Source organism: Thalassospira sp. UBA848 (genome assembly GCF_002295455.1).
Lineage (GTDB): Bacteria > Pseudomonadota > Alphaproteobacteria > Rhodospirillales > Thalassospiraceae > Thalassospira.
Genome location: NZ_DBGS01000009.1, coordinates 1 through 19,986, shown reverse-complemented (window position 1 = coordinate 19,986; position 19,986 = coordinate 1). Strand labels below are relative to the sequence as shown.

Annotated in this window: 19 protein-coding genes and 1 other RNA gene; 13 read left to right on the top strand and 7 right to left on the bottom strand. The window is 55.0% G+C overall.

The window, feature by feature from the left end:
* Window positions 1–123 precede the first annotated feature (123 nt).
* Window positions 124–1,749: a phosphoenolpyruvate carboxykinase gene (locus B2R48_RS01530; protein ID WP_213475401.1), complete on the top strand. Its 1,626-nt coding sequence runs from the start codon at window positions 124–126 to the stop codon at window positions 1,747–1,749.
* Window positions 1,750–1,916: 167 nt separating this feature from the next.
* Window positions 1,917–2,792 (top strand): substrate-binding periplasmic protein, encoded by an 876-nt coding sequence (locus tag B2R48_RS01525; RefSeq protein ID WP_296996959.1) that lies wholly within the window; start codon window positions 1,917–1,919, stop codon window positions 2,790–2,792.
* Between the two features lie 101 nt (window positions 2,793–2,893).
* On the opposite strand, the gene B2R48_RS01520 is transcribed toward B2R48_RS01525, so the two are convergent.
* Window positions 2,894–4,576 (bottom strand): EAL domain-containing protein, encoded by a 1,683-nt coding sequence (locus B2R48_RS01520; RefSeq protein ID WP_062953669.1) that lies wholly within the window; start codon window positions 4,574–4,576, stop codon window positions 2,894–2,896.
* A 417-nt stretch (window positions 4,577–4,993) separates the two neighbouring features.
* Between B2R48_RS01520 and B2R48_RS01515 the strand changes: the two genes are divergently transcribed.
* The 3 genes from B2R48_RS01515 (at window position 4,994) to dapE (ending at window position 8,078) form a co-directional block, all read left to right on the top strand.
* Window positions 4,994–5,689 carry a pyrimidine 5'-nucleotidase gene (locus B2R48_RS01515; protein WP_296996955.1) on the top strand — a complete coding sequence of 232 codons (696 nt, stop codon included), beginning with the start codon at window positions 4,994–4,996 and terminating at the stop codon, window positions 5,687–5,689.
* A gap of 248 nt (window positions 5,690–5,937) precedes the next feature.
* Window positions 5,938–6,783, top strand: coding sequence for a 2,3,4,5-tetrahydropyridine-2,6-dicarboxylate N-succinyltransferase (gene dapD / locus B2R48_RS01510; RefSeq protein ID WP_062953667.1), 846 nt, complete (start codon window positions 5,938–5,940; stop codon window positions 6,781–6,783).
* Window positions 6,784–6,938: 155 nt separating this feature from the next.
* Complete coding sequence (gene dapE, locus B2R48_RS01505) at window positions 6,939–8,078, top strand: succinyl-diaminopimelate desuccinylase (protein ID WP_296996950.1); 1,140 nt, start codon at window positions 6,939–6,941, stop codon at window positions 8,076–8,078.
* Here the strand turns inward: dapE and B2R48_RS01500 are convergent, their stop codons facing one another.
* Window positions 8,079–8,801: a TetR/AcrR family transcriptional regulator gene (locus B2R48_RS01500; RefSeq protein ID WP_296996948.1), complete on the bottom strand. Its 723-nt coding sequence runs from the start codon at window positions 8,799–8,801 to the stop codon at window positions 8,079–8,081. It lies immediately after the preceding gene.
* 89 nt (window positions 8,802–8,890) lie between these two features.
* Between B2R48_RS01500 and B2R48_RS01495 the strand changes: the two genes are divergently transcribed.
* A complete protein-coding gene (locus tag B2R48_RS01495) occupies window positions 8,891–9,559 on the top strand; it encodes a glutathione S-transferase family protein (RefSeq protein WP_296996944.1) in 669 nt (222 codons plus the stop codon).
* Between the two features lie 122 nt (window positions 9,560–9,681).
* Here the strand turns inward: B2R48_RS01495 and B2R48_RS01490 are convergent, their stop codons facing one another.
* On the bottom strand, window positions 9,682–10,290 hold the full coding sequence (locus tag B2R48_RS01490) for a glutathione S-transferase family protein (protein ID WP_296996943.1): 609 nt from the start codon (window positions 10,288–10,290) through the stop codon (window positions 9,682–9,684).
* Window positions 10,291–10,449: 159 nt separating this feature from the next.
* Here B2R48_RS01490 and B2R48_RS01485 point away from each other — a divergent pair, with 159 nt between their 5' ends.
* Together B2R48_RS01485 and B2R48_RS01480 are read left to right on the top strand one after the other, a co-directional pair.
* Window positions 10,450–11,328: a LysR substrate-binding domain-containing protein gene (locus tag B2R48_RS01485; protein ID WP_296996941.1), complete on the top strand. Its 879-nt coding sequence runs from the start codon at window positions 10,450–10,452 to the stop codon at window positions 11,326–11,328.
* A gap of 50 nt (window positions 11,329–11,378) precedes the next feature.
* On the top strand, window positions 11,379–11,747 hold the full coding sequence (locus B2R48_RS01480) for a DUF1636 domain-containing protein (RefSeq protein WP_296996938.1): 369 nt from the start codon (window positions 11,379–11,381) through the stop codon (window positions 11,745–11,747).
* Window positions 11,748–11,750: 3 nt separating this feature from the next.
* Here B2R48_RS01480 and B2R48_RS01475 read toward each other — a convergent pair whose 3' ends face one another.
* Together B2R48_RS01475 and nudC are read right to left on the bottom strand one after the other, a co-directional pair.
* Window positions 11,751–12,542, bottom strand: a complete 792-nt coding sequence (locus B2R48_RS01475; protein ID WP_296996935.1) for a hypothetical protein — start codon at window positions 12,540–12,542, stop codon at window positions 11,751–11,753.
* An 86-nt stretch (window positions 12,543–12,628) separates the two neighbouring features.
* Complete coding sequence (nudC, locus tag B2R48_RS01470) at window positions 12,629–13,555, bottom strand: NAD(+) diphosphatase (protein ID WP_296996932.1); 927 nt, start codon at window positions 13,553–13,555, stop codon at window positions 12,629–12,631.
* 220 nt (window positions 13,556–13,775) lie between these two features.
* Between nudC and B2R48_RS01465 the strand changes: the two genes are divergently transcribed.
* From B2R48_RS01465 to recR, 5 genes are all read left to right on the top strand, one after another.
* The gene (locus B2R48_RS01465) at window positions 13,776–14,243 is read left to right on the top strand and encodes a hypothetical protein (protein ID WP_296996929.1); all 468 of its coding nucleotides are present in this window, start codon (window positions 13,776–13,778) and stop codon (window positions 14,241–14,243) included.
* Between the two features lie 72 nt (window positions 14,244–14,315).
* Window positions 14,316–14,410: signal recognition particle sRNA small type (gene ffs, locus B2R48_RS01460), an RNA gene on the top strand.
* A 157-nt stretch (window positions 14,411–14,567) separates the two neighbouring features.
* The gene (locus B2R48_RS01455) at window positions 14,568–16,463 is read left to right on the top strand and encodes a DNA polymerase III subunit gamma/tau (protein WP_296996926.1); all 1,896 of its coding nucleotides are present in this window, start codon (window positions 14,568–14,570) and stop codon (window positions 16,461–16,463) included.
* Entirely contained in the window at window positions 16,460–16,783 is a 324-nt protein-coding gene (locus B2R48_RS01450) for a YbaB/EbfC family nucleoid-associated protein (RefSeq protein ID WP_044830201.1), read from the top strand. Before B2R48_RS01455 ends, B2R48_RS01450 begins: the two co-directional genes overlap by 4 nt.
* A 125-nt stretch (window positions 16,784–16,908) precedes the next feature.
* Window positions 16,909–17,502, top strand: coding sequence for a recombination mediator RecR (recR, locus tag B2R48_RS01445; protein ID WP_213475447.1), 594 nt, complete (start codon window positions 16,909–16,911; stop codon window positions 17,500–17,502).
* A gap of 201 nt (window positions 17,503–17,703) precedes the next feature.
* On the opposite strand, the gene aroQ is transcribed toward recR, so the two are convergent.
* Both aroQ and B2R48_RS01435 read right to left on the bottom strand, forming a co-directional pair.
* Window positions 17,704–18,150, bottom strand: coding sequence for a type II 3-dehydroquinate dehydratase (gene aroQ / locus B2R48_RS01440; RefSeq protein ID WP_296996917.1), 447 nt, complete (start codon window positions 18,148–18,150; stop codon window positions 17,704–17,706).
* A gap of 38 nt (window positions 18,151–18,188) precedes the next feature.
* On the bottom strand, window positions 18,189–19,986 hold a 1,798-nt coding region (locus tag B2R48_RS01435), incomplete at its 5' end, for a bifunctional sugar phosphate isomerase/epimerase/4-hydroxyphenylpyruvate dioxygenase family protein (protein ID WP_296996914.1).

Genomic DNA, 19,986 nt, shown 5'->3' with positions numbered 1-19,986 from the left:
AAAGGAGCGGTTGCTTTTAAGACATCATTGTAACAATATGTCTCAACGCAACTGATTACCCACAATTAGTTGTGTACATTATAATATTAACCCCCAGATTTCCATTCCCACCAGGAGAGTTTCGTGCTGCAATCAGGACCCGTTGTCAGCCGTGTAGGCCTTGAAACTCATGGCCTCAAAAACCTTGGCGCCGTTCACTGGAACCTCGACGCTGCCGGCCTTTATGAACATGCGATCCGTCGCAACGAAGGTAAAATCGCCAAAGGCGGTGCCTTTGTCGCCCTGACCGGCGAACATACCGGCCGTTCCCCACTGGATCGCTTCATCGTCGAAGAAGAAAGCACCAAGGCAGATATTGACTGGGGCGATGTAAACCGCCCGGTCAGCCCGGACGTATTTGAGCGCCTGTATCAGAAAGTGCGCGCATATTTCCAGGGCACCGAGCTGTTCGTTCAGGATTGCTTTGCCGGTTCCGATCCGCGTTTCCGCCTGCCGGTACGTGTGATCAACGAAAATGCATGGCATAACCTTTTTGCGCGGAACATGTTTATCCAGCCGCAAAAAGAGGAACTGCGCGACTTCTCGCCAGAATTCACCATTCTTCATGCACCGGGCCTTCAGGCGGATCCGGAAGTCGACGGCACCCGCTCCGACGTCTTCGTGATGGTCAGCTTCGAACGCAAAATGGTTATCATTGGCGGCACCTGGTATGCCGGTGAAATGAAGAAGTCGATCTTCTCGGTTCTTAACCACATCCTTCCGGCTAAGGGCGTCATGCCGATGCATTGTTCGGCCAATATGGGCAAGGACGGCGACACCGCCATCTTCTTTGGCCTGTCTGGCACGGGTAAAACCACCCTGTCGGCCGATGCGTCGCGCACCCTGATCGGTGATGACGAACATGGCTGGGGCGAAGATGGCGTGTTTAACTTCGAAGGCGGCTGCTATGCGAAAGTCATCAAGCTTTCCAAAGAAGCCGAACCGGAAATTCATGCCACGACCGAGCGTTTCGGGACCGTGCTTGAAAACGTTGTGATGAACAAGCAGTCGCGCGAGCTTGATCTCGACGATGCCCGCCACACCGAAAACACCCGCTCTTCCTATCCGATCGAATTCATTCCGAATGCATCGGAAGACGGCCGCGGCAACCATCCGAAAAACATCATCATGCTGACCTGTGATGCGTTCGGGGTTCTGCCCCCGATTGCAAAACTGTCCTCGGCACAGGCGATGTACCACTTCCTGTCGGGCTATACCGCAAAAGTTGCCGGCACCGAAAAAGGTGTCAAGGAACCGACTGCGGCCTTCTCTGCCTGCTTTGGTGCGCCGTTCATGCCGCGTCATCCGTCGGTCTATGCCAAGCTGCTTGGCGAAATGATGGAAAAGCACGAAGCCAATTGCTGGCTTGTCAACACCGGCTGGTCCGGTGGCGGCTATGGCGTTGGTTCGCGCATGAAGATCGCTTACACCCGTGGTCTGCTGAATGCAGCACTGAATGGTGATCTCGAAAATGCCGAATTCGCAACCGACCCGTTCTTCGGTCTGGAATATCCGACGGCATGCGGCAACATTCCGGCAGACGTTCTTAACCCGCGCGAAAGCTGGAACGACAAGGCCGCCTATGACAAGGCCGCAGCAAACCTGACTGGCCTGTTCGAAAAGAACTTCGCGAAGTTCGAAGAACATGTCGACGACGGCGTACGCGCCGCTGCAATTCGCAGCAGTGCCGAAGTAAAAGCCGCCGAATAATATCAGGCGTCAATCTGCAAAAAGGCCGGTGCTTGTCACCGGCCTTTTTCTTTGGCCCCGGTGCCCCCGTTTGATTGCGGTGCGAGATTCCGTTCGCACAATTGGCAATAAACCTGTTAGTATTTTGATCTCGCTATAGAATTTGGAACAATTAAAGCGTAGTCGAGATGAAAAGGGTTGCTTCTATCCCATACCTTTTCTCGCGTCGCCTTCTGGCTGACGTGGATGACGTATTGCGCCTTTCGCTTTTCCCGGCCTGTCTTGCACTGTTCCTGTATTTCTATGGGGCAGCGCCGGTCGCTGCGCAAAATACACTGATCTCTCCGCCCGGCAATCAAGACACCGTTACGCTTGCCTGTAATCCGTTTCCGCCCTCCAAAATCGGCGAGGACCCAGCCAAGCCGGGCTATGATGTCGAGATCCTGCGCGCGGCCTTTGCCACACGTAACATTACCCTGATTACACCGTTCTATCCGTGGCGGCGGGCGTATTTCATGGCCAACAGCGGTCAGGTTGATGGACTGTGTTCATGCAGCTACCTGCCCGAACGTGAAGATGAGTTTTTCTATTCCAATTTGCTGGGATATGTCCGGGTGGCATTCTATGCCGTCGGAACCAACAACCTGAAAACGCTTGAGGAAATCAAGGACGCCCAGGACATGACCGTTGGCATCGTCAACGGCTACAGCCTTGAGGCATCCGCACGTGACGCCGGACTGGATGTGCTGCTGGTCAACAGTGAAGCCACACTGATTGATATGTTGCTTTCACGCCGGCTGGACGTGGCCCTGAGTTACAAGGCCCCCATGGATCACGAATTGCGCAATCCAGACCGGCAGTTTCCCGGAATCAAGTCTATTCAAGACAAGATAATTTCCAACAATCCCTATTATTCCTGCATTTCACGCAAAGCGAAAAATCCAACAGCACTGGTTAACGAACTCAATACCGGCCTGACCACCATTCGTGAGAATGGATTGTTTGACAGCATCCTCGCAAAGTACGGGGTGGCCCGCAAAGACGGCCCGCCGCTACAAGACTGATCACACCCGGCTTAGGCTTCTGACATTAACCAAAAACGCTTGCACCAGTGGCCCCCAACAGTCCAAAGCCCGGCTTCAACCCTGTTCGTCACCCCCGTGCGTCAACGTCGGGCAGCTGCATCGCGCCAGTAAAGTGTGATATCGGCTTCGGGCTTTCCGAAAAGATACCCTTGGGCATAATCAAACCCGGCCTTCGTAACCAGCTCGCGCATCTTGTCGGTTTCGATCATTTCAGCGACCACTTCGACATTGATCTCGTGGCATAACTCGACCAGTGACCGCAGGAACGCCAATCCCTTGGCTGTCTTGGTCGATTGGCGGATCGATTCACCATCAATCTTCACATAATCAATATCCATCGCACTCAGATAGCGGAAGTTCGACGCGCCAGTGCCGAAATCATCCAGACAGATTTCAACACCGAACTCTCGGAAACGGCTTATCCACTTCGCCGCGGTATCGATATCGTTGATTTCGGCTGTTTCAGTAACCTCAAGCATCAATTGACCAAGGGCGTCGCGATTCCGTTCAAAAAGCGCGATCACAGACCGGCAGAAATCCGGGTTTTCAATTGAATGACCGGAAATATTCACGGCAACCCGAACTGTAATACCCTCATCAAGTTGTGATCTGATCCATTTGATGTTTCTGCGCAACATCGCCAGATCAAGGCGATGGACCATATTGACCTGTTCGGCAAAGGTAATCAGCTGCTCAGTCGGGATCAGATTGCCGTCATCATCATAGAACCGCACCAGCACCTCGAAATGGTGGATCTCGGCTGTCGGCAGGCGCACGATGGGCTGATAGACCGTATCGAACTTCAGTTGATCGACCCGCATGCCGAAATCCTGCATCGCGGAAAAGGTGTTGTTGACCAGATTGTCGGCCTGCCCCATCAACCGCGAGAAGGTAAAACTGTGTTCCTGACGGTCACAGAATCGCCTGATGGAGTACAAAACACCCCGCGCCAGATCGCCGGGTGGAATAATCTCTGTTGTAAAATCAGTCACCGTCGAACTGACATCGACACCCACCCCTGCCGGATCGGCATCACGAATGCATTCCCCGATCCGTTTTTCAAGATCGCCAATCGGCACATCGGCACGATGCAACATGCCAAATTGTTCAGTTCCCAGTCGCCCGGCCGTGTCGCCCGCGACCGAATGGGCACGCAAAAAAGCACCGACGCTGGCCATCATTTCAGCCTGTTCGATCTGTTTCATCCGCGCGCATAGCGGATCAAACGCATTCAGGGTCATCAGGGTAAATTTGTGTTCAATCCCGGTTTCCCGGCGCGCCATCAACCGTTCCGTGACAACCTTTGACAGGCTTTCCTCATCGAGAAGTCCCGTGGCGTTGTCGCGCTGAAGGGTGGCGGCAATATCGGGTGACAGCGCATTGATCGTCACACGCAATGCGACAAAGAAATGATCGCCAAGATCCGGCAAGAAATAGCCGCTCATGGAAACGGGCGGGCTTAACAATTCGCCTTGCTGGTTAAACCGCACCTGAATGTTATCCATTCGCCCGCGTCGGCGCGCGACCTGCAACATTTCGGTTACCAGTGGCCTGAACTGCTTTGACAAAAACCCGGTAAACGGTTTGCCCGCCAGGTCCTGTGGTTGCTGACCAAGAATGCCGTCTGATGCACCAGAGGCAAAAACAATCTTCAGATCGCCGTCCAGCTCAAGAAGAAGGTCCCCCCAGACAAAGGCCAAAGCCGCAAAACGATTTCTTTCATTTCGAAGTTCGGTTGTCCGAGCTTTTATAAGTTTATCCAACGCACCCTCTCACACTGCCTGGATCTAAAGACAATTTCCCCTTCCCCCGAACACGGAAACCGTCCTGATTTTCTTTGTGTCTTTTGCCAATCATCAACCGATCCTGATTAACAATGGTTTTACAAGAAGCCGAAAACCTCTGCAGACAAACAAGACCGGTCAAACCTGACGCACGATTTCACGCACCAACGTCCCGGACATGGGACCGGCCAAAAGCACTCTATATGTTTGGTCTTGCGGGAAAATTTAAACCCCTGCGGCCATATCTCGGCGCAGCACATACCCACCGATGCAATGTCAGAATGCGTGAACACGTCAATGAGTGATCCTGATGGTTTGCAAGACCGTAAGGATCGCTTACAAATGTCGGCGCCCTGACCCGTCATCGACCTATGCATACTCTGGAAGGCCCCGTTCATGACCACCGCCCCGAAACGCACATCCGCACTGCCCCGCCTTACTGATGACAGCGTGCTGATCTTTGATCTCGACAACACGCTTTATCCGGCGGCCTGCAATCTGTTTTCGCAGGTTTCTGATCTGATCGGGGAATATGTTCGCGATGCGCTCAAGCTTGAAGCCAGCGAAGCCTATCGGGTGCAAAAGGACTATTTCCATCGCTACGGCACCACCCTGCGCGGGTTGATGACCGAACATGAAGTTGATCCGGCTGATTATCTGGCCAAGGTCCATGACATTGATCTGTCGGTGGTGTCACCGGCACCGGATTTGGCAACTGCACTTGATGATCTTCCGGGCCGAAAACTGATCTTTACCAATGCATCGCGTGGCCACGCCGAACGCGTGATGGATCGCCTTGGCATTTCCGATCATTTCGAAACCATCTTTGACATTGTCGATGCCAATTATATCCCCAAGCCCAAGCAGGAACCCTATGACCTGCTTTTGGCGCGCGATGGCATTGATCCGACCCGGGCCGTCTATTTCGAAGACATGGCCAAAAACCTGCTGCCTGCCAAGGATATGGGTATGACGACTGTCTGGGTGCATACCGACATCGAATGGGCACAGGATGGGCGCGATGATCCGCGCATTGATCATGAAACGGATGATCTTGTCGACTTCTTGCGTGGATTGTCCAAAGGCGCCTGACGCGGATGCCCCTGCCGGATCAAATTGCCGACTTGGCCGATTTGTCATCGTTCCAGGATTGAGCTTGGCCTTCTGATCGTTTATTTCTATCGCGCCCATTGGACGGGATAGATGGGCAAAACAGGGATCAGGAACGGAAATCTGCCTTAAACAGGCGTTTCTACGTAAACTGGCGGAGTTGACTTCAAGGTCGGCTTTGACCATTCTCCGCCGACGCAATTTTGGCTGACCGCAAGGACCTTCGAAACATGAACAAGACCGAGCTTGAAGGCGTGATCAACGTCGCCTGGGAAAACCGCGACGAAATCAATTCCGCCACCCAGGGCGAAATCCGCAAAGCTGTTGAACAATCGCTTCGCGCGATGGATTCCGGCGAACTGCGCGTTGCTGAAAAGGTTGATGGCAAATGGGTCGTCAATCAGTGGGCGAAAAAGGCAGTTCTCCTGTCGTTCCGCCTCAATGACATGACCACCATCGCAGGCGGTCCGGGTGAGAACACCAACTGGTGGGACAAGGTCCCGTCCAAGTTCGAAGGTTGGGGCGATGCCCAATTCAAGGAAGCCGGTTTCCGCGCTGTTCCGGGCAGCATCGTGCGCCGCTCGGCCTATGTCGCACCGGGCACCGTTTTGATGCCGTCCTTCGTGAACCTCGGCGCCTATGTTGATACCGGCGTCATGGTCGACACTTGGGCAACGGTTGGTTCCTGCGCACAGATCGGCAAGAACGTTCACCTGTCGGGTGGTGCGGGTATCGGTGGCGTGCTTGAGCCGCTTCAGGCCGGTCCGGTCATCATCGAAGACAATGCTTTCATCGGTGCGCGTTCGGAAATCGTTGAGGGTGTGATTGTCGAAGAAGGTGCTGTCATTTCGATGGGTGTCTTCATCGGCGCATCGACCAAAATCATCGACCGCACCACCGGCGAGACCTTTGTCGGTCGCGTTCCGGCATATTCCGTGGTCGTTCCGGGCAGTATTCCGGGCAAGCCGCTTCCCGATGGTACCCCGGGGCCGAGCCTGTATTGCGCGGTCATCATCAAACGTGTTGATGAAAAGACCCGCTCGAAAACCTCGATCAACGAACTGCTGCGCGACTGATCTGCGACACGCAATGTGATCATGATATAAGGGGCGAAACGGATGGCTGTTTCGCCCCTTAATGTATATTTGTTCCTGATATGTTTCACATGAAACATATAAAATAGGCTACAATTCCTATTACTGCCTAACACCCAAAGACCAAGAGAGTGCCAATGTCGACCGCCCTTGAACTTGCACAATCCCTGATCCGCTGCCCGTCGGTAACACCTGCCGATGAAGGCGCGCTTGATGTGTTGCAAAAGGCGCTTGAGGCCCGCGGCTTTGATTGCACGCGCAAGGTCTTTGACGGTGATGGCAGTGACGCGATCGACAACCTTTATGCGCGCCTTGGGACCAAGGGCCGCAATTTCTGTTTTGCCGGACATACTGATGTCGTCCCGGCTGGCGATGCTGCCGCATGGACGGTTGATCCGTTCGGTGGCGAAGTCAAAGACGGCCGTCTGTTTGGCCGGGGTGCGGTTGATATGAAAACCGGTATCGCCTGCTTTGTTGGCGGCGTTGACGCCTTTCTTGCTGCCAATCCGGATTTTGATGAAAGCATCTCGTTCCTGATCACCGGTGACGAAGAAGCCGACGCGATCAACGGCACGGTCAAGCTGGTCGAATGGTGCGATCAGCAGGGCGAGAAATTTGACGCCTGTCTGGTGGGCGAACCGACCAACCCGAAATATCTGGGCGAGATGATGAAGGTTGGCCGCCGTGGCTCTATCACCGGCTGGCTGACGGTTTATGGCGCACAGGGCCACGTCGCCTATCCGCATCTGGCGGACAATCCGGTCCCACGCATGATCAAGACGCTGGATGTGCTTAATTCGCGTGAACTTGATCAGGGCACCGATCATTTCCAGCCCAGCAACCTTGAAATCACCACCGTCGATGCGAGGAATACCGCAACCAATGTGGTGCCCGCCAAGGTCAGTGCCGCGTTCAACATCCGCTTTAATGATCAGCACAAGGGTGCGGATCTTAAAAAATGGATTGAGGATGTCTGTGCCGAGCATGCCGGTGCGCATGATCTCAGGGTCAAGATTTCTGGCGAGGCGTTCCTGTCCACGCCGGGCAAACTCGCAAGCCTGATTGCCGATGCTTCGGAAAAGGTTACCGGCAAACGCCCGGAAATGAGCACGACGGGCGGCACATCCGATGCGCGCTTCATTCAGAAATACACCGAGGTCGCCGAATTCGGTCTGGTCGGGCAAAGCATGCACAAGGTCGATGAACACGCCATGGTCGATGACATCGAAAACCTTGTGAAGATCTATGCTGAAATCCTGTCAGGTTTCTACAACTGATCAGCCGGTCTTCCGACCGGCTTCTTTTGGCGGTCGACCCCGCGATTGCACGATCGTATCGCGCGTGGACGCCAGAATATCGTCGGCGGTGTCATCATCGACCGCACGACCCAGCACAACCGCACCAACCATCATCGCCAGCATTGATGTGGCTTCCCGGCGATAGCCGTCGGGGACATCCGGCAGCACGGACTCGCCGTCAACCGGCACCGGTTTATCCATACCCGGAACGCCATCCTCCTTTGCCAGCTTCCAGGCAAGCTTGCCTGATGCCTGTTCAATCAGCTTTGAAAACGCTGCCCGTGCCAGGTCACCGGAACGCGATACCTCTGTCGATAATGTCGGCAAAGCACATCCAAGGTCGGGATTATCAATATGCACCCGCGACAGATAAAGTTCCGCAAAGGATGTCACCCAGTCGTCGCCGGATAACTCTGCCTTGCGCAATTTCGCCAACACGGGCGACGATAAAAGCGACATGCCGTTTTCCACACAGGCGACAAACAGATCTTCCTTGTTTTTGAAATGCGCATAGAACCCGCCACGTGTCAGCCCGGCAGCCGCCATGACCTGATCAATCGTGACATTTTCAAACCCGTGCTTTTTGAACAACGCGCTGGCCGCATTAACGATGCGGATACGGGTTTTCGGTTTGTGGGACGGGCTATAGGGCATTTCAATCTCCACCGCGTGTTCGGGCATCCGGCCCTGGACAGAATGCAATCATGACACACCATAATAATATGTTCTTGAACATATTATGGCCGACGTAATGCTGTGTGCAAGCTCACCTAGCAAAAAGGGACCTTGCCATGTCGGTCGTGACAATCATCGGAATGCCGCGCAGCAATCTTACACGCACTGTTCGCATTGCCTGTCTGGAAAAGGAAATCGCCTTTGAATTCAGCACCAAAAATGTCCAGACCCCGGGACATCCGCCAACGCCCGAACTGTTGCGCAGCAATCCGTTTGGCAAGGTACCGGTCCTGAATGACGGCCCCTTTGTGCTGTATGAAACCGCCGCGATCTGTCGTTATGTCGATGACCGGTTTCCGGGCCCGCTGCTTCGTCCTGTAAGTGCGCAAAAAGTGGCGCGGATGAACCAGTGGATCAGCCTTGCCATGACACGGCTTGATCAGAACATCATCCGTAATTTCGTCATTCCGATGGTTCTAACCGACGATGCCAAGCGCCATGATCCGGGATTTGCCATCCAGATGAACCGGATGGCCGATATCATCCGTCATGACCTTTCTGTCCTTGATCCGGCTTACGCAGATGGCTGGATATGCGGTGATCGCTTTACCATCCCGGACATGATGATCATGCCAATGATCCATTACCTGAACGCCATGCCCGGCGGGCCGGAAATGCTGGCCGACACGCCCAATGTCGAAGATGCCTTTATGCGCTTCAGGGCACGGGGTTCTGCGGCACAAACCGATCCTCTTTTGCCCGAAAAACTTTTGAAATCTGCCTGACCGCCACCCTGACGTTTCCCCTTAATTACGTCAGGGTACTTGGCCACCACAGACAGGGATGATAATCCCCGGATCCCCAACCCCATGGGCAATAGCTTGTTTGTGGTGGCTTCTTTTCAGTCTTATGGCGTCCAGGTGATCGGTACATAGCCCGGAAGTGCTGCGATCCGGTCAAGCCAGGCGCGAATGCCGGAATAAGGTGCAAGGCTGATTTTGCCAAGCTCGGCCCGGTGCGTGTAGGCATATAGCGAAATGTCCGCAATGCTGAGCGCCTCACCCACCAGCCAGTTGTGACCCGACAACCGCTTTTCCATCAGATCAAGCGCACGTTTCGCCCCGGCCTGTTTCATCGGCTCCAGGATATCGGCATTGTCAGGCAATCCTTTGATCTCGTACCAGGAAATCAGAACCGCCACGTTGGGCTCATGATCATATTGCTCAAAGAATAGCCAACTCATCATCTCGGCCCGTTCATAAGCATCCCGGGGGATAAAGTTGGTTCCTTCGGCCAGATAGGTCAGAATGGCGTTGCTTTCGGCCAATGTCCGACCGTCATCCAGCACAAGGGTCGGGATCTTGCCGTGCGGGTTGATCTTTTCAAGATATTCCGGCGTGCGGGTTTCGCCCTTCATGATGTCGCGTTCGACATATTCAAACGGTTGACCCAGAATCGAAAGCAGCAAACGGACCTTATAGCCGTTCCCCGACATCAAATAGTCGTTCAAAATCATCGTGATATTCCTTGTGGCACATGCGTTAAAGCATTCACTGAAAACTGCATTGGCCGGCCGGGTTTGATATTTGCCGCTGGATCGCATTCCGACAATCGAATAGTTTTGATCCAATTGTTCAAGATTCTTGATCAAACTTTCTGATCAAAGGGGCGCCATATGGATTCCGACCTGTTACGAAGTTTTGTAGCCTTTGCCGAATGCGGCAGTTTCAATCGTGCAGCCGACCGTATCGGGCGCACACCATCGGCCTTTTCCATGCAGATGAAGCGCCTTGAAGAACTGGTTGATAACAAACTGTTCGAACGTGACGGTCGCAATGTCCAACTGACCCATGAAGGCATTACCTTTGTCGGCTATGCACGCCGCATTCTGTCGCTGCAAGACGAAGCCATGGGCAAGTTACGCGCCCAGGATGCCAGCCGCCCGATCCGTATTGGCTGCCCTGATGACTACGCGCAAAAGATCCTGCCCGTTGTCTTGCGGGCCATCAGCACGGCCTATCCGAATGCGCGGTTCTTTGTATCGGTTAACCCGACGATCCTTTTGCGTCGAATGCTTGATCAGGGCGAACTTGACCTTTCGATAATCAGTCGGTCCGAAAAGGGCGAAGAAGGGTATTTCCTGCGTCACGAACCCGGTGTCTGGGCGTCTTCGCCGATGCACAAGCAACACAAGCTCGATCCACTGCCACTGGTTTTGCCTGCTGAGGATTGCAAGTTTCATGCGTGGGCAATTGATGCATTTTCCAAATCCAATCGGCCGTTCACGCTGTATGCCACCTCCCGTCAGGCGGCGTCACTTTTGCATCTGGTGCGCAACGGGCTGGGTGTTGCTGCCCTTGCGGCGGCCAGTGTCTCCGACGAGTTCAAGATCCTGGATTCCCGTGACGGTTTCCCGCCACTGCCCGCCGTTGGTGTGGCCGTCATGCTGGCCGAGGATTCCCATCCACTGGTGAGCCGCCAACTGGCCGGTGCCATTCAGGAATATGTTGCCCATCATCTTGATGGTGACTTGACCAGACCGGTCGCAAGCTGATTGGATGCGCGCCCTGATCGCTTACCCCCATTTTGGATAAAATGACCCGCATGACGACCAAGCCACGCCTGAACATCTGCACCACCTGCACGGCCTCAAACGCCGAGGCATCAACAAATCCGCGGCATGGCCAGACACTGTTCGAACGCATGCAAGAAATCTGTGCCAAGCGCGATCTGCCGTTCGAGCTCAAGGCAGTTGAATGTCTGACCAATTGCAATTCTGGCTGCTCGATCGCGCTGAACGGATCGGGAAAGTGGGGATATGTTTACGGCAATGTCGATCCAGACAGCATGATTGATGATCTGTGTGAACTGGCGTCAAAATATGCCGAAAGTGAAAAGGGCATCGTTGCCTGGCGGGAACGTCCCGACGCTTTGCGGCGCAATGTCATTGCCCGTATTCCACCTCTGGACTAAGGGCTATCCGGCAAGGCCCGCCCGAAATTGCTGCCACAGTCTTTCCACCTCGCCGGTGGCGCGTAGCTCGGATACCAGCTGATTGAACCGCTCAAGCGGAATGGCCGAACCCTCCGAGAGCACCGACACCAGATCATAGGTTGCATCGGGCTGATCGGCGATCACAAGGCTATTGCGCAAACCGGGAATCTCGCCGAATTGCGCGGCCAAAAAGCCTGCGGATACGACACCGATCGGTGCTTCTCCGGCCAACAATCCTGCAAGAACTTCTTTTTCGTTGTAGCGCAGCAAGACATCGAAATTCTGACGCAGATACGCCGGATCTGCGTTGAAATCGGCAAACCCGTAATGGAAACCCAGCACGCAAAGCATCGGATAGCTGGCGATATCGGAAAACAGTGCTTCGGCATTTCCGCGATCAGCCAGCGCGACATAGAGATCCTCTTCCTGAACGATCGGGCCAGAGAACCGGACATCATAGTTTTCCCAGTCCCATTTCGAGCTTTCAAGCAGGACAAGATCGACCTCACCATCGACCACGGCCTGATAGCGCCGTCGCGATGACGTTTCGGAAAGCTCAAACGCGTACTCATCCTGAAAATCATTCAGAAGATCAATCAGGCTCGGCGCCATGCCGCGGGGTTCACCATCCTGATAAAAATAGACAACCCCATATTCATAGGCGCCGACCTTGACCGGTATCGGTTCATGGGCTTTGGCAACCATCCCCCCGGAAAGAACCAGAAGCATGCCCAAGACAAAGCCGCTCAACGCCGCATTACGTGCCAAACGCATAGGTATCAAAATGCTCCCCCGAAACTTGCTGACGAACGGCAAAGGCATGCCCACCATCAAAACGGTGAAAAAAGACGCTTTGGATACTATATGCGTCCCGCGCACCAATTTTCCAGAAGGAAGCGCGCAATTGAAATCGGGCGGGGTAAATTAATGTCCTTTTCAGGAAGGTTTTGCACATCATCGCGATGTACCCACATCGCAAATTCTATTTCTTCGTCATCAAGAACAAGGTCTGTGGTTTCGGCCTCCGCCACAAACCCCAGCATAAGCGACCCCGGAAACGGCCAGGGTTGAGACGCCACATACTCCGGACGCTTGATCTTGATCCCGACTTCCTCGAACACCTCACGCGCCACGGCTTGTTCAAGGCTCTCGCCCGGCTCCACAAAACCCGCCAGCACAGACACCATGCCGGGCAGGAATTGGGGCGAGCGCGCCAGCAACACATGATCCTGATGGTGAATCAGCATGATTACCGCCGGATCGGTCCGCGGGAAATGGGGCTTGCCACAAACCGGATTGGTGCATTGCAGGCGATAGCCCGCCTCGACCACCGCGTTGGGATACCCGCAGGCCCCGCAGAATTTATGCCCCTGGTGCCAGTGAAAGATGGCGCGCGCCTGCGCAGCAAGGGCGGCCTCGTCAACGGACAGGCACGCCATGCGGGTGCGCATGTCGCCAAAACCACCCCCCAGCTTGCGCACGGCCTCTTCACGATCTGAAACCACCGGGGCAATATCCACCGCGATCACTGGCCCGCCAACATCGCGGCCAAGGTAAATCCACTCCCCGCCATACAGATCGACATCAAGATGCGGCACCGCCGGGGCACCCAGTACCACAAGCTCGTGGGCATCCATGTCTTCGGGCCAGGCAAAAAGTGGGTCACCCGCATGACAAATCAGGATGCGCAGCGACTCCTCGGCCAACAGAAGCTGTTGCCAGTGCTCAGATTTTCGAAGGCTCGCATCACGATCAAGATCAGCGGCTTCGAAGAATTGCCTTGTCATGACCCCTGGTGCTCCTTCTTTCAAAAACTCGGCTGCAGCGACCGATTTACCTATCGGCCAAAATTTGGCTCAGACTTTAAAGCTGCGCGCATAAAAGACAACTGCGATCTCCCCGATCAACGTTCCGACCGCAGGCAAAGCCATGCCAATTTCCTTCACATCCATGACGGGGCCTCGTCGTTTTCCCTGCTAATCACAGCACATAGAAAGGAAAACAATCATGCTTTCAAAACTCACAGCCTATGGCGCATTCATCATTGGTGCGCTGTCCGTGCAGGTTACCTTTGAAAACCCGGCCCATGCAGATGTGGATATTTATCATGGTGTCGGTCTGAGCAACGCCAACACCGGTCGGGCCAATCTTTCAAATGGTGAATTTACCTATCGCGGCGGCGGTGTTTCAAACTTCGACGCAGATAACATTGGCAACAATAACAACAAGCCATGCCTGTTCCGTTTTACCGCCGTCGTGGACGGTGACCCGGTGGTCGATGAAACCTATGACCTTTCCGGGCCTGACGGCTATCAGGTTGAATATGATAATGACCCGGCGGGACACTGGAACATTCTGCTGCCTGCCAATACGGCGGCAAATGCTGCGCGCAACGCGCTTTCGCGCTGGGCGCGCGACAATCGCGACGGCCGGGTATCAAACGGCACCCGCGATGCGGACCCTGCATGCAACTGATGACTTGCGCGCAGCACTAAAATTCCGAATGCCCCCTTGCGTTTTGTGAACGCTTGCGCGATATAGGGGGCGAGAGGCTGGCAGTGGACGGACCGCTCGCCAACCCGGTCAGGACCGGAAGGTAGCAGCCGTAACGAGTTTTTCCGGGTCGCTGTTCAGTCTCTCACCCTTTCATTTCTCCCTTTGAAATCGCTGATATTTGCCATGCCCCTGACATTCGCGGGCAGATGGCTTTTTGTATGGGAAATTTCCCACTTGGCCTTTCCCATACGGTCGCGAAGCTGCTAAAACCAACTGAGAATTAAAACAGTCCGGACCGGATGAATGAGCGATCAGATCGAGACCGCGAGCGAAACAGCGCCAGAAGGTGAAACGGCATCAGAAAGTACCGGTGCGGAAACAACCGCGCCCGCTGCTGTGGCCGAACCCGAAGCCAAAAGCGAATATCAGGTTCTTGCGCGCAAATACCGCCCGAAATCCTTTGATGAGCTGATCGGCCACGGGCCGATGGTCAAGACGCTGTCAAACGCGCTTGAAAGCGGCCGACTGGCCCATGCCTTCATCCTGACCGGGGTGCGCGGTATTGGTAAAACCACAACGGCGCGTATCATTGCGCGTGCGCTGAACTGCATTGGCGCAGACGGCAATGGCGGCGCAACGATCGAGCCATGCGGTGTCTGTGAGCATTGCCGCGCGATTGCCGAAGACCGCCATGTTGATGTGCTGGAAATGGATGCGGCGTCGCGCACCGGTGTGGATGACATTCGCGAACTGATCGAAGGCGTGCGTTATCGTCCGACTTCGGCACGTTACAAGATCTACATCATCGACGAAGTGCACATGCTTTCGAAAAGTGCGTTTAACGCGCTTCTCAAAACGCTTGAAGAACCGCCAGAGCATGTGAAATTCATCTTTGCCACCACCGAGATCCGCAAAATTCCGATTACGGTTCTGTCGCGCTGTCAGCGGTTTGATTTGCGTCGTGTGCAGACCGATGAACTGGCCGCGCACTATGGCCGCATCGCCGGGCTTGAAAATGCCGAGATCGAAGAAGAAGCCGTCACCCTGATCGCGCGTGCCGCCGATGGATCGGTCCGTGATGGCATGAGCTTGCTCGATCAGGCGATCTCGCATGGTGCGGGCAAGGTCACCACCCAGCAGGTGCGTGATATGCTGGGCCTTTCAGACCGGTCACGCATATTCGATTTGTTTGATCACACCATGAAGGGCGAGATTAACGAGGCGCTGGAACTTCTTGGTGCGCAATATGCCCTTGGCGGTGATCCGCCGGTGATGTTGCAGGATATGCTCGATCTGACCCACTGGCTGACACGTGTAAAGCTGTCACCCGATGCGGCCAATGATCCCGGCGTGTCGCAGATCGAACGCGAACGCGGCAAGGAAATTGCCGCCAAGCTTGCCATGCCGCAACTGACCCGCGCGTGGCAGATGTTGCTTAAGGGGCTTGAAGAAACGCGGATTGCGCCATCCCCCATTCAGGCCGCTGAAATGATCCTGATCCGTCTGGCCTATGCCGCGGAAATGCCACCACCCGGTGACCTGATCAAGAAGCTCCGTCAGGATATGAACAATGCCGGCAATGGCGGCGGTGCCCCGCAAGGCGGTGGCAATGGCGGCGGCGGTAGCGGTGGTCCAGGACCCCGCATGCAAGTGGTCAATGGTGGCGGCGGTGGTGCAGCTGCCGTGGCACAGCGACGACCCGACCCGCTGGGCGAACCCGAACAGGTCGAACAACCTGTCTATGCCAGGATGCCCGAAACGTTTGAGGAAGTTGCCGAGTTGCTTGGCAAGGACCGTGAAACCACCGGTCTTGCCATGCAGGTCAAAAACTATATGCATCTGGTGAAGTATGAGCCGGGTCGCATCGAATTTCGCCCGGCACGCGGGGCAGGATCGGACCTTTCGACCAAACTGATCACGGCGCTTAATGGCCTGACCGGAAATCGTTGGCTGGTCAGCGTGTCTGAGCGCGAGGAAGGGGCACCGACCCTTAAGGAACAGGAACTTGAAGCCCTTGAACAGCGCAAGGCGGATGCCTCGCAAGATCCGCTGGTCAGGGCCATTCTTGATGGTTTACCCAAAGCAAAAATCGTTGCCGTCCACCTGCCACCCGGACAGGAAAATCCCGAGGGTGAAGAGGACGAAAGCGGTTCCGTATATGACGACGCATTTTATCTCGAAGGAGACGACGAGCTATGAAGAACCTTGCAGGGATGCTCAAACAGGCCCAGCAGATGCAGTCCAAAATGCAGGAAATGCAGGAAGGACTGGTTGAACTTGAAATCGAAGGCCAGTCCGGTGCGGGCATGGTCAAAGTGATGCTCAATGGCAAAGGCGAAATGCGCGGCCTTTCGCTGGATAAAAGCATCGTCGACCCCGAAGACACCGAAGTCCTCGAAGACCTGATCGTTGCCGCCTATAACGACGCCAAGGTCAAGGTCGAGGCCGCCGTTCAGGAAAAGATGAAAGACGTCACCGGCGGCATGAACCTGCCGGAAGGCTTCAAACTGCCGTTCTGATCTTTCATCGGACACGCGATAAATTTCGTAGTTTAAAGGTACGCGGCAAAGGGTGGCATTGCGCCACCCTTTGTTTTTGATACAAGCAATATGTAACGATCAAACTTTACCAGCACGGGGTCATGATGACCGGACGGGAAATTGAAAATCTGATCAAGCTGCTTTCACGCCTGCCCGGCCTTGGGCCGCGTTCGGCACGACGTGCGGTTTTGCAGATGCTCAAGAAACCCGAAACATTGATGATCCCGCTGGCCGATGCCCTTCATGCCACGGCGGAGGTCATGACGACCTGTGCCAATTGCGGCAATATTGATGTCACCGATCCCTGCCATATCTGTGCCGATCACAACCGCAGTTCCGACACGATCTGTGTGGTCGAGGAAGTTCAGGACCTTTGGGCGCTGGAACGCGGTGCCGCGTTCAAGGGGCGCTATCATGTGCTGGGGGGCACACTGTCACCGCTTGATGGCGTCGGTCCGGATGACCTTAAAATCGATCAGCTGGTCAATCGCGTGCGTGAAAATGCTGTGGCCGAGGTGATCCTTGCCACCAACGCCACGGTCGATGGCCAGACCACGGCGCATTACATCACCGAACGACTGATGGAGACCGGGGTCAAGGTCACCCGCCTTGCCCATGGCGTGCCGGTGGGTGGCGAGCTTGATTATCTTGATGACGGCACATTGGCCGCCGCGTTGCGGTCACGCAGTTCCGTCTAAAGATGGGCCGTCATTCCGGGCGAAACGGGGCGCAGACCCGAAGTCCATATCGCCGCAAGCAGACTGGATTCCCGCCCCCCGCCTTCGCGGGGGCAGGCTTTGGGGAATGACGATTGCTGCCAATGTCGTGATTATTCAAATTGTCTTTGGGCGGAATTAAAGAACTTCGCCGAGACAGGATTGAATAATTCAGAGCTTTTTTCAGGCCGCCTTGATCTTTTCTGCAGCAAGGCGGGTTGCCAGCTCATAGCCATAGGCACCAGCCCCGGCCATCACGGCATCGGCGACTGAGCTGATCCAGCTGGTGTGGCGGAATTCCTCGCGCGCGTGCGGGTTGGAAATATGCAACTCGATGATATAGCCCTCAAAGGTCTTGAGCGCGTCATGGATCGCAATGGATGTATGAGTATAGGCACCGGCATTGATGATCAGGGCGGCTGACTTGGTGCGGGCATCGTGGATCATGTCAATGATCGCACCCTCGTGGTTGGACTGGCCAAAACGCACCGAAACACCAAGTTCCGTGGCAAGCGCACTGCACTTTTCCTCAATCGAGGCCAGCGTGTCATAGCCGTAAATCTCTGGCTGGCGCTGCCCTAGCAGGTTCAGGTTCGGTCCATTGATGACTAGAATTTCCTGCACGCTCATTTCCTTGTTCCCGCCTTTATGCGCTTGGTGCCCTGTGGTTATTTCGCCGCATCGTTACGACGGTTCATGCGCGTCTGTGACGCAAGCCGGATCGGCGCATTGGCCGCCCCGAAGCCACGATACGCGCGACGCTCCACCAATTCAAAGAAGAATCGATTGGCGAAGGTGCGCGTATAGACCTGATAATACTCACCTTCATCGTCACGATCATAAAGAATATTACGTGCGCGCAACCGATCAAGCAGTTCCGGCTCCAGCCCGAAACGTGCTTCGATATCGTCATAGTAGTTTTCCGGGATCGGCAGGATTTCAACGCCATGTGCCATGCAGTAATCCACTGATGCAAAGATATCGTCGCTGGCGAATGCCAGATGCTGCACACCGCTGCCAAAGAACTCGTTGAGGAACTGGGAATGCTGGGTATGCGGGCTTTGCGAGCCATTGAGGATCAAACGCACCGCATCGCTTTGCACCACCTGACTTTGCACAAGCCCGCCCGGATCCGGGATGTCCAGGGTCGGCATTTTGCCGAGATCAAAGATCGAGGTGAAATACAGAAGCCAGGTCAGCATTTCCTCATACTGCATCGAGTATGAAACATGATCGACCTTGCGAAGTTTCGCCTTTCCGGCATCGGCGTCCGTGCCCTTTTCGGGTTCGAACTCGACATCCCAGATACGCGAAAGCTCGCTGTGATCATCAAGGAAGTAAACAAGGCTGCCGCCAACACCCCGGATGGCCGGCATTTCAATTTCGCCTTTGCCAACCGCCTGACTGAAGGGAGCGGCAAGCAATGATTGCGCACGATCCATCGTTGCCTTGGCATCATCAACCTTAAGCCCCACCGCACAGACCGACGGGCCATGCACGATGTTATAGGAATGCGCAAAGCCATCCTTGTCACAATTGATCACAAGGTTGATGTCACCCTGTTTCCACCAGGTCACCGCTTTGGTTTTGTGACTGCCGCGTTTTTCAAAACCAAGGGCTGCGAAAAGCGTGGCAAGCTTTTCGGCATTTTCTTCCTCGACCGCGAACTCGACAAAACCGACTTCCTTGGCATGCGCCTTGGGCGGCAGGGCTGTGCCCTTTTCACCAACCTGAACGCCTTCGATGCCGTCGCCCAGATAGATCAGGGAGCGCAAGCCATCCTTCGCCACGTTCTTGGTCGAGCTTGAGCGGAACTGATCGTTGAAAATCTCAAGCGACAGCGGTCCGTCATAGCCGGTCATGGCAAGGTTGCGCATGAATTCACCGAGCGGGAAGTCCCCCTGCCCCGGGAAGCAGCGGAAATGACGGCTCCAGGACAGGGCATCCATTTCAAGGATCGGCGCATCGGCCACCTGCACGAGGAAAATCTTGTCACCCGGAATCGATGAAATCGCATCAAGCGGCACCTTGCGCGCCATGATGTGGAAGGTATCAAGCACAAGACCAACATTCGGGTGATTGGCGCGCCGCACAACTTCCCAACTGTCGCGATAGTCGCTGATATGCTTGCCCCATGAAAGGGCCTCGAACGCGACACGCAGGCCACGTTTGGCCGCACGATCACCAAGCTCTGCCAGATCCCTGGCGGCGCGATCAAGCCCACCCAATGATTGCGGGGAGACGTTCGAACAGACCATCAAAAGATCCGTTCCCAGTTCTTCCATCAGGTCGAACTTGCGCTCGGCGCGCTCAAATGCGCGGGTACGCTGGGGTTCGGGCATGCCTTCGAAATCGCGAAACGGCTGGAAGGTGACCAGTTTCAGACCCAGATCACGGATCGTTTTGCCGACATCTTCTGGCGATCCGTCAAAGGACAGAAGGTCATTTTCAAAAATCTCGACCCCG